This is a genomic window from Methanoregula sp. (assembly GCF_041663825.1).
Classification (GTDB): Archaea; Halobacteriota; Methanomicrobia; order Methanomicrobiales; family Methanospirillaceae; genus Methanoregula.
Map to the genome: position 1 here is coordinate 36,121 of NZ_JBAYLY010000015.1, position 14,786 is coordinate 50,906.

The 14,786-nt window shown below is 54.0% G+C and carries 6 protein-coding genes; 3 read left to right on the forward strand and 3 right to left on the reverse strand.

Going from position 1 to position 14,786, the window contains the following annotated elements:
• Positions 1-21: 21 nt before the first annotated feature.
• The 3 genes from WCX19_RS08410 to WCX19_RS08420 all read left to right on the forward strand — a co-directional run bounded on the left by WCX19_RS08410 (position 22) and on the right by WCX19_RS08420 (position 8,064).
• Positions 22-3,201, forward strand: a complete 3,180-nt coding sequence (locus WCX19_RS08410; protein ID WP_373007079.1) for a PD-(D/E)XK nuclease family protein — start codon at positions 22-24, stop codon at positions 3,199-3,201.
• Positions 3,202-6,537 carry a UvrD-helicase domain-containing protein gene (locus tag WCX19_RS08415; RefSeq protein ID WP_373007081.1) on the forward strand — a complete coding sequence of 1,112 codons (3,336 nt, stop codon included), beginning with the start codon at positions 3,202-3,204 and terminating at the stop codon, positions 6,535-6,537.
• 168 nt (positions 6,538-6,705) lie between these two features.
• Positions 6,706-8,064, forward strand: a complete 1,359-nt coding sequence (locus WCX19_RS08420; protein WP_373007083.1) for an ATP-binding protein — start codon at positions 6,706-6,708, stop codon at positions 8,062-8,064.
• 864 nt (positions 8,065-8,928) lie between these two features.
• Here the strand turns inward: WCX19_RS08420 and WCX19_RS08425 are convergent.
• The 3 genes from WCX19_RS08425 to WCX19_RS08435 are packed head-to-tail and all read right to left on the reverse strand — an operon-like array spanning position 8,929 to position 14,697.
• Positions 8,929-11,625 (reverse strand): DEAD/DEAH box helicase family protein, encoded by a 2,697-nt coding sequence (locus WCX19_RS08425; RefSeq protein ID WP_373007085.1) that lies wholly within the window; start codon positions 11,623-11,625, stop codon positions 8,929-8,931.
• Position 11,626: 1 nt separating this feature from the next.
• Entirely contained in the window at positions 11,627-12,445 is an 819-nt protein-coding gene (locus WCX19_RS08430; RefSeq protein WP_373007117.1) for a KilA-N domain-containing protein, read from the reverse strand.
• Positions 12,445-14,697 (reverse strand): site-specific DNA-methyltransferase, encoded by a 2,253-nt coding sequence (locus tag WCX19_RS08435; protein WP_373007087.1) that lies wholly within the window; start codon positions 14,695-14,697, stop codon positions 12,445-12,447. The genes WCX19_RS08430 and WCX19_RS08435 overlap by 1 nt, the downstream gene beginning before the upstream one ends.
• Between the last annotated feature and the right edge of the window lie 89 nt (positions 14,698-14,786).

Here is a 14,786-nt window from a genome sequence, read left to right on the forward strand (position 1 = left end):
TGCACATTTAACGATAACCACATGCCCGCACTCCATCTCCTCCGGGGCCTTCCGGAAAAAGGGCCGGAGGATTTCCTTGACCGGTTCGTATCGGCATCTGCCGCCGATCCATTCTCATCGTGGCTTATCCTTCCCACCCGGCGCCTCGTACGGACCGTAAAAAATACCTGCGGCAAAAAAAATATTCCTCTCATCCCATCCCGGATCTGCACGCCGGACGATCTCTGCCTCGCGTATTTTGAAGAGTACAGGAGAACAACCCGTCTCCTCTCAAAGCCGGAATCAAAAATACTCCTTTCACGGATCATAAACGATCGCAAAAAAGATCTCCCCCTCTTTTTTTTCCATGGCAAGGTATCTCCCGGGACTCTAGAGAATTTCCGGGATTTTCTTAATGTTATTACCCGGAGAAAAATTGCCTATCCTGAAGTGCTCGGCGATCTCCAGAGTGATAAAAGCCGGCAGATCGGTTTTGTGGTAAAAGCGTACCGTGATTATCTTGGTACCCATGATCTCGTGGATTCCGACACGATTCGCACCTGGGTCATCCGGGATCTTGCAAATGTATCTCATCAACATTTATTCAGGCAGGTGTTTATCTACGGGCTCTACAAACCGCTCCCGCTCGAACAGGAACTCATCCTTGCGATTGCCTCTGTTGCGGAGTCCTGCACAATTGTCGTCCCGGAAGATCCAAATCCCGGATCGGACCGGGCCGGAACCCGGTGGCTTGAAGAGTCCGGTATCCCGGTGACAATTACGGAGGGGAAAATTGCGGGCCGGCCCCTTGCCGGGCTTTTTTCTCCTACGAGCGGGCGGATCGATACAACGCAAACAATCCGGACCGCGTTATTTCCTACCCGGTACGCAGAGGTTGCCGGTATCGCAGAAGAGATATGCCGGCTTCATGCGACAAAAGGAATCCCGTTTTCCGATATGGCTGTCACATTTCCCGAAGTCCGGGAATCAGTAAGTCTTGTCCGGGAACTATTCTCTGACTATGCAATCCCCTGGACCACAACAACCGGGACGCACATCTCCCATACTCCTGTCGTAGAATTTCTCGTTCATATTCCCGGGATCCCGGTCGGGCAGTTTGCCCGCGAAGAGGTAATGCGGTTCATTGCAAATCCGTATTTTGTGAACCGGAAACGAAAATCGTCTCCCGGTGCTCCCTTGTCCGGCTCGATAGATATGCCGGTTCCAGCGTGCAGCATCGATCCGGATCCCGGCACCGTCGATCTGGTTTGCCGGGTTGCACAGATTGAAAAAGGTCTTGACCAATGGAAAAAGGGTTTTGACCGGCTGCTTGCCCGGATCGCCGGGCAGGAGAAAGATGACGAGAGCCCGCTCATGCCGGTACGTCAGGAAACCGTGGACCTCGTGCAGCGCTGGATTCTCCCGCTGCTCTTGGATCTCGCGACGCTTGACGGGAAAAAATCCCTTTCCTCGCACCGGAAAGATTACCAGAAGTTCCTTTCCCTATGGGGACTTGACGAGCTCCCGGATTTCCCGGGTGAAACCCTCCGCAATGAAGAATCCGCAGCCGTTGAAAAGTTTTTACGATGCCTTGACCGGCTCGACGGGATGGCGGGTATTCTCGGCGATCGGCCCATTACAACAGCGACATTTTCCCAGATCCTTTCCACGCTTGCAAAGGAGACCGAGATCTATCCGGACGGTGACCGGACCGGTGTCGCACTGCTCGGTCTCCAGGAATGCATGTACCAGCAGATCCCCTGCCTCTTCATCGCGGGGCTGACCGAAGGCGACATGCCCCGGCTCACCACCCGGATCCCGTTCACAAATACGCTGGAAAGCTCCCGGATGGGAACCCGGTCGCTTGCGGAGATCCTCGATGAGAACCGGTATTATTTTGTCGCAGCGCTCCTTGCCGCAACGGACACGCTGTACTTAAGCACCCCGCTTTCCGATGGAGAAAACCCGCTGCTCTCTTCCGCATTCTTCGAACGGGTAAAGGAGAAGACCGGGGCCGGGACGTGGGGTGACGAGGGTGCAGCATACGACTGCTCGGACCGGGCCGGCGCGGTGCACGCCGGGACGCTTCTTACTCGGGGGGAGGTCTGCACGGCACTTTCATTCCTGCCGCCCGACGGCACGGTTGACCAGATTATCGGGCGCGTCAACACCGGGCGGTACTACCGGCAGGGTGCGGCTGATTCGGTTTTTGACGGGGTATTGTCCGGGGATGAAATGATCCGAGCCGTCCTTTCCAACCGGTTCGGCCCCCTGCACGTATACTCGCCGACAACGCTTGAGACCTACGCGGTCTGCCCGTTCCGGTTCTTCCTCGAAAAGATCCTCGGCCTTTCCCTGCTGCCCGATGTCGAAACGAGTCTTTCCGCAAGCGACCGGGGAACTGCGGTGCATGCGGTGCTCTCTACGTTTTACCGGCGCTGGAAAGAGCAGGGGCATACAAAAGTTCTCCCCGCAGAACTTGTCGATGCCGCTGTGCTCATGACGGAGATCGCAACGGCGGAACTCGCAAAAAATCCCTTTGAAAGCCCGCTCTGGAACGCGGTCAAGATCCAGATGCTGGGCGGAGCTGGCGCCGGACCGGGGATCTTTGCACAGTTCCTTACCCGTGAGGCGGCAGAATCGTCATCGCCACTCTCACCCTCGCACTTCGAACTGGCGTTTGGTATGAAACCACGCGGGGCTGACGACCCGGCCTCCGTCGCCGAACCGGTGGAACTTGCCGGCCGGGAAGGGACAGAGACGATCCGGATCAAGGGACGGATCGACCGGATCGATGAGACCCCGGAGGGGATCTTTTCCATTTCCGACTACAAGACCGGTTCGCAGCTTGCCGGGGTAAAAGAGGTGACAGAGGGAACCGCGCTCCAGCTGCCCCTCTACCTCCTCGCGTATGAGAAGATATCCGGGAAGACCGGGGTTGCTGCGGGATACTACCGGATCCGGCGCGAGGTCGAAAACAAGTACGTGCTGCTCGATGAACCGGCCCGGGACCTGATTGTCTCCTCGCACCCCAGAGCGACAAAGGACTTCCGTGATGTGCTCCTTGACTCCCATGCGCACGCGGCCGGTTACATCCGGGAGATCCGGGCCGGGAATTTCCCGCTGCAGACAAACGAAAAATGTGGGAACCCGTACTGCGAATTCAAAACGGTCTGCCGGTTCGATCCGCTGCGGGCGTTTTTTCCCGGGAGGGATGCATAGATGGCGGCAACCGAACGGCAGAACACGGCGATTACCCGCCACGACCGGAGCATGGTTGTGACCGCAGGAGCCGGGACGGGAAAGACCTTTGTCCTCGTGCAGAAGTATCTCGATCTTCTGAGAACAAAGAAGGTATCCGTTCCGGAGATCCTTGCGCTTACCTTCACGGACAAGGCAGCAGCGGAGATGAAGGAGAGGATACGAAAGGAACTTTCCCGGCAGTCCGGGCCGGCCTGGGAAAAAGCGACCGAGGATTTTCTTGTCGCTCCGGTCCAGACCTTTCACTCGTTCTGCGCACAGGTCCTCCGGGAGTTCCCGCTCGAAGCCGGCCTCGACCCGGGTTTTAGCGTCCTTGACGAACGGACCATGGCCCGGATCCATGCCGACATCTTTGACGAACTCGTGCAGCGGGTGCAACCGGAGCCGGCAAACTCAGGCGTGATCCGGCTACTCTCGGTCTTTGACCAGTACACGCTCCGGGAGATGCTGGGCGCGATGTACGAGCGGCGCGACCAGTACGCCCGGTTTTTTGAGGCATTTGGTACCGATGAGGCCGCCGTCCTCTCGTTCTGGCAGGAAGAAGTCCACCGGTTCCGTGACGCGGAACTTTTTGCACTCGCGGCCGACCGGGATTTTTCCGATCTGGTAAAAGAACTGCTCGGGTTTGCCGATACGTACTCTGGAGCTGATGACAAAGCGGCCGAATATGCGACGTTAATCCAACCGGCGCTTGCGGTACTTGCCGGACCATTTTCCCCGGACCGGTTCTCTGGAGCAGCGGCAGGCATCCTTGAAACCCCGGGGCCAAGAGGCGGGAGCAGGAAAGTCTGGCAGGGCGACGATCTCGCCCGGTTCAAGGCCGCACGGAAGCGCCTGGCCGGGATCCTCGAACAAAAAGCGCCGCTCTTCCGGCTGACCGTGGACCCGGCCGACCCGCTTCTTTCCGGTTCCGTATCGCTCCTGCATGATCTTTCTAACGTTTTCCCGCGATACCTTGCTCTTGTCGAGGCACAGAAATCCAAGGAGGGCGGGATCGATTTCTCGGACCTCGTGCTCTCTGCCCGGAACCTCTTTGTACATCGCCCGGACCTTGTCGCGATGCACTTTGCCGGACGGTACCGGTACATCCTCGTGGACGAGTTCCAGGACACCGACCCGGCGCAGTTCGATATCGTGCTTGCCCTCGTGGGTAAACCGGGGGAGAACAACGACAGTCTCTTTATCGTGGGCGACCCCAAGCAGTCGATCTATCTCTTCCGGGACGCGGATGTGACGCGCTTCAAAGCCGCGCAGCAGATCATTGAATCGGCCTGCAACGGTTCGACCGTGGATCTTGATACGAGTTTCCGGAGCACGGGTGCGGTGATCGGGCTTTCAAATAGTATTTTTACTACGCTCTTTTCCTCCGTGAAAAAACCCTGGGAATTCGGGTACCAGCCCATCGTTCCCTCGCCGGCCCGGGCCGGGCATGAGGGGACCGTCGAACTGATGCTCCCGACAAAAGGCGATACGAGCACTGCGACAAAACAGAACGAGGCGGATATGGTGGCCCGGAGGATCCAGAGCGTTGTGGTTTCTGCGCCGGCCGATGTGTACGAGGAGCAGCCGGATCATACGTTTATCCGGCGGAAAGCCCGGTACGGCGACATCGCGATACTCATAGAGCAGCGCACGAACCTCCCGCAGTACCTCGCGTTTTTGTCCCGGTACGGTATTCCGTATTACGTGCATGGCGGGACCGGGTTTTACAACCGCCAGGAGATCTACGATCTCTACAATTTACTCTCGTTTTTCTTGAACAACCACAACGATGTGAGCCTTGCAGGAGTGCTCCGCTCGCCCTGCTTCGGGCTCTCTGACGCAGAACTCTTCTTTGTCTCGCAGGAGAAGAACGCGACATTCTTTGGGAAGCTCAAGGGTTTTGCGGAAAAAACCGGCACGCTTTCTGCTGTGCGTGCTGTCCGGCTCCTCACATCCTGGCAGGAGTACGCCGGCCGGGCCGGTCTTGTTTTTTTCATCCGGAAGATCCTTTGGGAGTCCGGGGTCTACACCGTGTACGGTGCGATGCCGGACGGGGAACAGGTCCTTGCAAACATCGAGAAACTTGTCGCGATCATCCGGGCCCGGGAAGAAAAAGGGCTCTACAGCCTTGCCGATCTTACCTCCGAACTCCGGCTCGCGATGGACGAGGAGGAACGCGAGGGTGAGGCACATCTCGATGCGCTCGCTCAGAACGCGGTCAATATCATGACCGTCCACGCGGCAAAGGGCCTTGAATTCCCCATTGTCTTTGTGCCGGACATGGGCGTGTCGTTCCGGGACCGCCCGGAGACTATCATGATTGGCGACGACCCGCGTCTTGTGGGAATCAAGGCCCCGGACCCGGGTAATAATTTTGTCCCTGCCGAAGGCCCGGTACTCACCGCACTCCGCGAGGTGAGGCGCGAGAAAGAGCGGGCCGAAAAGAAACGCCTTCTCTATGTCGCCCTCACCCGGGCCCGCGACCACCTGTTCATGAGCGGCACGATGCCGGACGACCCGGAGGTTCCTCTCCCCTTTGCCCGGACCCGGATCGCGTGGGTCTGCACCGCGCTTGGGATCACGGACGACGCAATAAAAGCCGGTGGGATCACACTCGAACCCGGGAACGGCATCGCACCGTTCCGGATGGCTATCGTCACCGATCCTCTCGCGATCCCGGCAGAGCTCACGGGGGCGGAACCGGAACTTATTGGTGTCCCTGCGGACGGTAGTGGGAAGACCGGGACCCGGGTCCGGCCGGTGTACGAACCGGAGACGGACCCGGACCGGGAGATCACGGTCTCGGCACTGGAAGAGGAACTCGCCGGGCGAAGAGCGAAACGGGAGCCGGGCGTGCCAAAGTACCTCACGGATATTTACCCGGGCGAGAAACGCGGGACGATCATTCACGAAGTCCTCCGGGGCCGGGATGCGGCAACCGTGCTTGAAGAGTACGGGGAATTTTCAGAGCAGCATCTCTGGCAGTGCGGGGAGATCCGCACTGCGTTCTTCTCTTCGGATCTCGTGAAGCGGGTGAAGCGGTCGTATTGCGAGGTGCCGTTTTCTATCTCTTTTGAAGGAAAACGGGTGACCGGCACGATCGACCGGCTCTGCGAACTTGAAGACGGGTCGTGGGCCGTGATCGATTACAAGAGCGCGGCGGCCGGGCCGGAGGGATATGCGGCGCTCGCGGAGGAGTACCGGAAGTCGATGGAGATCTATTGCGAGGCGGCGAGGGAGCTGGTGCCGGGGAAGGAGGTTGCCACTTATTTGTACTTCACGGAGACCGGGGAATTTTTACCGCTGAAGTCCTGAAACGATTTGGATCTTTTTTCTAAACCCATCGAATTCGATGGGATTAACACGGGGTTTTTCTTGACCGGGTATCGGCCTCCCTCTCCGTACATTCACGGAATTAGCCCCCCAAAAATGATCCTGCAAACGGCGATACCTTAATAATCCTAATCGTGATTAGTACTAATCATGATTAGGGAGTTCATCGACCGCGATGAGGAGCGCTCGCTGCTCGAACGCGAGTGGCAGAGCGAGGGGGGGCGGCTCATCATCCTCTACGGCCGCAGGAGGATCGGGAAGACCCGGCTCATCGATGAATTCATCCGGAACAAGCCCGGCATCCTCTATATCGCAGAAGACGCGTCCCCGCATATCCAGATTGCCCAGCTCAAAAGCCGATGCGCAGAATATTTCGGCGATTCCCTCCTTGCAGAGCTGGATATAAAAACCTGGGACCAGCTCTTTACCTATCTCGCACAAAAGCCGCCCGGGAAAAGAACGTACCTTGTCATCGATGAATTCACGTACCTGATCAAAAACGATCCTTCCATCCTTTCTGCGCTCCAGAAATCATGGGACCGGAGTTTCCGCACTTCCGACTGGTGCATTCTCCTTTCAGGCTCGATACTCTCGCTCATGAGCGATCTCGCCCTTTCGTCCACATCCCCGCTCTATGGCCGCAGGACCCGGGACATGCTGCTTCCCCCGCTCCGGTTCTCCGATGCACGGAAGTTTTTCTGCTTCCCGTTCCGCGATGCTCTCAAAGCGTACCTGTCGATTGGCGGCGTACCGGAATACCTGCTCAAGGCCGGCGCATACGATACCAGCGACGCATTTTTCAAATCAGAATTTTTCAACCGGTACGGGTATTTTTACCACGAACCGTATTTTCTCCTCTCTCAGGAATTCCGGGAGCTCAAGGTATACCAGTCGATCCTCCACGCGCTTGCACTCGGGAGTACGTCCCCGACATCCATCGCCCAGTTCTGCGGTCTTGACACCCGCCACGTGTACCCGTACCTTGACTCCATGATCCGGCTGGGCCTGGTAGAAAAAGAAGTGCCCGTTCTCGGGAATCCCCGGCAGGGAATTTACCGGATCCGCGACCGGGTCTTTGATTTCTGGTACTGTCATGTTTTTCCGCGCAGGCAGGAGATCGAGACCGGGCACGATGACGCACTTGTACCTGACCTGAATCCGTTTTTTGGCCGGCAGTTCGAATCGTTTGTGCGTGACGAGTTTGCCGGGATCGTGCTGCCGGGGTACCGTACCGGCCACTGGTGGTACAAGGAAGACGAGATCGATTGTGTGGCCCTTGACGATACTTCGTCTGCCGTTGTCTTTGGCGAATGCAAATGGGGGGATATCGGATACGGGCAGGCAAAAAAACTTCTTGCGGGCTTGAAGGCCACAGCGAAGCTCGTCCGTGCAGATGCATATCTCCACCGGAAATACGCTCTGTTCTCTGCCGGGACCATTGAAGGGAAGGACCGGCTGCAAAAAGAGGGGTACCTTGTTTTTGACAGCAGGGATCTGGAACGGATCTAAAAAAAACGGGCTGAGGACAAAACCCAAAACAGCCTTTCTTTTCATTCCCGCGTGCCCCTGCCCAGTCCATAAAAAGATCGGGCCTCCAAACAAGCCTAAATACGCTTGTCCGGAATTCCCCTTTCTCCGTCGTAAATTCTAGGGAAAACCGGGTTATTTATCAAAAACTGACTTGGTTTTTTGCGAAACTGACTTGTTTTTGGTGGGGATTTACCCTCTCGCGATAGAGGTCTCCGACGGAGAATCTTTTCATGGAGATCGTATCTCCCAAAGAGAACCCGGCCGGATCCGCGACCTCCCAAAAACGGCCCCTCTTTTCCAGCCACGTGCAGGACCCCATCAGAGAAAAATATCCTCCGCGCAAACAAGCCTAAATACGCTTGGTCAGACCGGGTGGTTCCACCGACGTAAAATGTGCTGTTTTTGACAAGCCGTAACCGGAAACTGACTTGGTTTTTTGCGAAACTGACTTGTCCGGGTGAGAAAAACAGGTGATCCGGGGTCGTGCAGGGCCCTGATTATCAGTACTCTTCCGTGAGGGATCAGGAAAGTGCAGTACCCGGCCAGCTGGCAGACCGTATCCCGGATACGCCCGATACGGCCCCGGATTGCCAATCCGGCGATCCCGTTTTCCGGTTCCACAGGAAACGGTGTCCACGCCCACGGAAGAAACGATATTACGGGAGTATTTTCGAAAACCGGGCAAAAAGAGGGGCACTTCAACCTGCAATACAGCGGGCCTGTACGGGCCACGGTTTTCCAGAGGGGTTATTGTATGGGGGAGGGGGTAAAAAGGGCGATATTGGCTTCGGGATTTGCCGGGCCGGGATGCAATGACCGTGCTCAAAGAAGAGGGGGAATTTTTCACTCTTTCAAAACCTGTTGAGATCCAAATGATTTTATCAGACCTTCAAAATTCTTTGGAGTATATTTCCTGAATTCCTCTTCACGTACCAATAACCATCGATAGGTAACCAAAGACTGGATTTTGTTGATATCCTTACACCATTGATCTAGCCGGGCAATTTTTAATTCAACATCAACATCTTCGAGCCCTTTTGTCTCTACAATAAAAATTTCTTTTTCCGATCTCTTGATGATAAAATCCGGGTAATAATTCGAAATATCTCCCTGGTGGTTTTGGTAATCTATCTTCAGGTTGACCGCGAAATAATTCTTGACATACGAGATGATATCGTCGCAGTTCTCAAGGAAACCGGCAAAATCCAGTTCAAGCGGGCTGTCTCCAATAATTTTGTTGAATACGCTCTTTTTTGGCAGCAGGTATCCCTGATCTTTTGCCACGAATGGCCGGCACTGGCTGATCTTGATGTAATCCCGGATCTCTGCCTCTCCTCTCTCCCTAACGGTGAGTTCGTTGATTTTCGTTTTGAACGTTTCAATAATGATCTTCGTGACTTCAACTTCAGAGAGATTACGTAAGAGGTTCAGATCATCTATAGAGACTTCGTGATCAAAGAGTCCGGTGCGGATGAACGTTTTGACTTTTCCATACAGGATATCATACCCGCTGACGAGCCGGAGTTCTCTCATAATAACCTGTGAGAAATAGCCGACAACGTTCTGGTAGTTTGCAACAATAGTGTTATCGAGCAGGGTTTTGTGGGTAATTTTTTCCGTGGTGATGTCCCGGAAAATGATCTCGCGCTGCTGTTCCTCCGTGAATTCTTTTACCGGGAATTTTTTGTTGCCAAACCGGGTGATATCAAGTTCGGAGAGATTCTTGTATTCCCGGAAAATTCTCGGCGAGAGTACCGGGATCTGGATATCAAGGCGATCAATATCTTTTTTCGTGTTTTCCCGGTCAACTTCAATCACGAGCGGAGCTTTGGGCGCCGTCCCCTCTCCCATCTTGCGCCGGTCAAGCTCGACACCTTCGTTCTTGATGGATTCGACAAAATCCATGAAGGCATCGGTACCGATCACGCTCACCATCTCTTCGACATGTTCCTGACCCCGGTACATCAGCCTCAGGCCCCGGCCCAGTGTCTGTTCCGGCAAAATATTACTTTTCGAGCTGAAAGCCCGCAGTCCTACAATGGTTGTGACGTTTTTCACGTCCCAGCCTTCTTTCAGGACAAGGACGGATACAATTGCTTTGTACCGGTTGTTGTCTGAGTCAACTTCATTGGCGGCTTTCCGGAGTTTGTCGAGTTCGTCATCCTTCTTACCGGAACTTGATTCTGAGATGTACCCGTTATTCTTGGTATGGATGACAAGGACGGCACCGTTCAGTTCCGGATACCGGTTTTCCAGATAGGCTGCGACTTCATCACAGTTCTTGGTGTCATCGGTCATTACGAAGAGGACTGCTTTCTTCCCGAGTTTCCGGTGCTCATCGTAGACTTTTTTCCATTCGAGATAGCCAAGGTGGATGTAGTCTTCGTACTTTTCGGAATACTTCGAGCTTTTCTTCTCGCTGAGTTTTGCCCTGCTCGCTGCATCGGGTAGGACCGGGTGCTTGACAATATTCTGGGAGATTGCTTCGACCAGCGGGTAATCGGATACGGTCTGGACAAAGATCGCCCCGTTTGTGTGGCGCGGGGTTGCGGTGACATCGATCTGCATTGCAAGCCCGCTGTCTTTCTGGAGGAGACGGTTGTGGATGTCCTGAATGGATTTGAACCACGCAAGTTTCTCGTCATGGACATGGTGCGCCTCATCGTTCATCACCAGCAGTTCGTCGATGTCCCGGACAATGTCGCCGAGATCGAGTTTTGAATCGGTGGTAGCGCCGACCGGTTTTTTCCCGAGAAAATATTCCATCGTGTCCTCATCATCGGATGAGGGTTCCCGGGTGTTGCTGTCATAAACCCGGTGAATGTTTGTCAGGAAGATATTGCCGGTCTTTCGGGTAATGTGGACATTGTCCTGGATATGGAGCGTGAGCTGGAAGTCGTTTTTCCAGTCCTGCCCGGCATAGCCGTTATCCGGGAGGACAGGATCTTTGAAGAAAATTTTCAGGCCATCGAAATCTGCCCGTATCCGGTCGAGCACAATGATGTTGGGTGTGATGATGAGGAAGTTCCGGGCGAGGGTTGAATCTTCTTCGTATGTTTTATGGAAAAAACTCCACGCGAGGAGGAGGCCCAATACTTTTGTCTTGCCGCTGCCGGTTGCCATCTTGATGACATACCGGTTCCATGTCTCAGTGAACATGCCTGCCGAGACTGCCCCGGAACTGTCGTACCGGAGAAGATCGTACTTGTCCTTGATCTGCGCGATCTCATAGAGGTAGATAATTGTCTCAACGGCTTCGCGCTGCGCGAAGTAATACCGGAACGGTGTTAAGGTTCCATCGGCCTGCTCTTCGTAGTGTTCGGTTGCGAACCACCAGTTGAGAAGCGCGGCACTCGTCGCACTCGCACCTTCATACCCGCTGTCCCGCCAGGTCTTGACTTTCTTCCTTAGTTCGGCAACGAGCGGTGGAAGAAGTTTTTCCGCCCCCTGCGCCCGCAAGGTTTCATCGGCAGGGAACCACCGGATTGCCGGGTCGAGCACGACATAGGGATCGGTGGGGAAACCGGGATGGAGCGCCATGTTATTTTCCCCCGCTGATCAGTTTGATATTTTTATCCTGCGTGAGCAGGGTCATCTGGTGGATGGCAATCGCGTTGAGTTTTTCCAGCCGTTCTGCCTGCGGAAGTTTCTCGCTGATGAAATGGGCGTTAAGGTTTTCAAGATTGGAGAGGCAGACAAGCTGCGAGATATCGGCGTAATCCCGGATGTTTCCTTTTTTGTCCGGGTTGCTGTCCCGCCATTCCTTTGCGGTGAGCCCGAAGAGTGCCATGTTGAGAAGATCGGCTTCGGATGCGTACACCCGGTTGATCTGCGATTTTTTGAGTTCTGCCGGGATCAGGTTCTCTTTGATTGCGTCCGTGTGGATCCGGTAGTTGATCTTTGCGAGGTTGCGCCGGATATCCCAGCCAAGAAGTTTGCGTTCATCATCCTTGAGCCGCTGGAATTCCTTGATGAGGTAGAGTTTGAATTCTACGGAGATCCACGAGGCGAACTCGAATGCAATATCCTTGTGGGCGAATGTGCCGCCATACCGTCCCGTTTTTGAGATAACCCCGATGGCATGGGTCTTTTCGATCCATTGTTTCGCCGTGAGAATGAAACTGTTGAGTCCTGCCTGTTTTCTAATCCCATCGAATTCGATGGGATTAAAATCCGGGTTGTTGAGCTGCTCCCAGATGCCGATAAACTCGATGGTGTTACGGTTCCGGAGCCAGTTCTGGATCAGGTAGTCTGTCCTGTCGGGATCTTTGTAGCGTGCAATGTCGGTAATACAAATGTAGTCCTCATCGTTCTGGACATACACAGCGACTTCCTTATCAAGGACATTGATCTTCGCCATCATTTGCCCCCGATATTCACATCGAGGATCTTCATGGTATCGTTGCCGAAGATATCGACGACTTTGACGGCAATCTTTCTCCGGCCCGGCCGGCATTCCTTATAGATACTGGTGAGTTCGAGGCTCCGGTCTTTTTTGGTGCGGAACGATTGCCATTCGTTCTCGAAGATATAATCGCCGGTCCAGTGCTCTTCAAACTCCCCGTCAGGGTTCTTGATCCGGATGATCTCCCGTTTGCTTTCGAAGTCGAAGTCCACCGACCAGTAATCGATCCAGTCTGTCCATGATTGCGTAAGCTGGACGTTTCGCACGATGCCGCTCTTCTCTTTGATCACTTTGATTATCTGGCCGTTCTCAACCACGATTTTGTTGGTGCCATCCTTGATCTCAGCTGCGGCTTTCTTGCAGGTATCCTGCTGATAATGGACGGAGAAGTCCGAGAGCTCGATTGCTATTGAATTTCCTTTGTAGTGCGGGGTGACTTCGATGTATGCAACATCATAGAATACTACCTGGTTCTTCTCGACTGCCCGTTTGTCGAAGACCTCGCGGGGGATGCATTTGAGGGCGAGATCGATCCCTTTTGCCTTGGCCTCTTCCTGTACGGCGGGGAAAAGTCCCATTTCGAACTCGAAACCGAGGATATCGATTTTAGTGATGTACTTCTGCCGGCATTCGCTGATCACTTCTTCGACAAAAAGCCTTGTTACCGGAAGGTTGACCGGGCCAACAGCCACGAGCCGGTTTAATTTTTTGCCGCTGAAGGTCTCGAAGTTTTTCACCGGTTCGGCACGGTATGCCCGGAGGATGAGATCGACAAATGCAGCCTCTTTCTTTTCGAGTTGTTTGCGTTTTTCCTCATCGCGGAGGCTTTCGTTGATGCCGATATAATGCTGGCGCTCGTACTTGCCGAGGTTGAGAATTTCGAAGGCACGGAAGTCTTTTCCCGCGTTTTTCATCTCACGCTGGACACCGATCATCCGCTTGCGGGTTGTGTGGATCGCGAACTTGCCGAGATCGGAGCCGATCCATTTCCGCCCGAGTTTCTCCGCAACGGCAAGGGTAGTGCCGGAGCCGCAGAAGAAGTCGGCAATGAGATCGCTTTCGTTGGAGGAGGCTTTGACGATGCGTTCGAGGAGGGTTTCGGGTTTCTGGGTGGGGTAGCCTAAAGATTCTCCAGCCTGTGAATTTACTGGAGGCAAATCGTCCCATAATGCACTAACGACACGCCCTTGAAGAGTATCTAAATATCTTTTAAATCTAGGGCGATCGTTTGAAGTCATCACTATCAAACCTTTTTCACACAAATCATCAATATTATCTTGAGAGTAGCGCCAATGAGTTCCGCTTGGGGGGGCGATAATTTTGCCGAAGAAAGATCTTTCAGATCCTGAGCCGGTAGCGGTTAAATCACCAAGGGTATATCTTCGTCCTTTTTCATCGATGTTTGAGTAGTATTTATCGATGTGTTCTTTAGAATGCGGTTCGAATTGGGGATTCCAGATGAACGAATCTGATTTTTTTCGGTAGAGTATCAAGTAATCATGGACAATCCCAAATGATTGTTTTTGCGCATGAGATGTTGTTCGTTTCCAGATTATTTCACTCGAAAAATTTTCAGTTCCAAATATTTCATCCAACACGGCTCGTATGTAAATATTCACTCTATAATCACAATGCACATAGATGCTCCCATCCTCCGCGAGCAGATCCCGCATCAGCACTAAGCGCTCATAGATCATCGAGATGAAACTGTCCGCCCCTCTCCCCCAGGTGTCCCGATATGCGATCTCTTCCAGAATCCCCGGCTGCTTTGTGAGCGTCTCGTCCCCGATCTCGATGTTCATCGAGAAGTCCGCCCCGACATCGAATGGTGGATCGATGTAGATCAGTTTGATACCGCCCTGCTTCTCGATCTCTTCCCGCAGCGGCCCGTTTTTCAGGCTGGAGAGGATTAGTTTATTGTCGCCCCAGATCAGCTTATTCGTCCAGCCTTTGATCTGCCTGCCCCGGTCATCTAGGTCAAATAAGGTCTGCTGAATCTTTGTGTCCGTTTCCTTTCGGGGTTCGTCCACCTGCTCGATGATCTGGAAGGGGAGAACAACATTGCAGACTTCGTTTGTTTTTCCGTTCCAGACGAGTTCGACTTCGCGCTTGTCGCCAAAGAGGAGGAAACGGTAGGAATCCGGGAGGGGTTTGCCGGATTCGAGATACCGGTTGATGTCCCGGATTTCGTTATCGGTGAGTTTCATGGGGGTGCTCGTTGATTGCCATATCTTTTTTATAGAGCGAAAAAGGTTGGGATTTTGGAGTGAAGAGGATGTGGGACCGGGATGCCCGG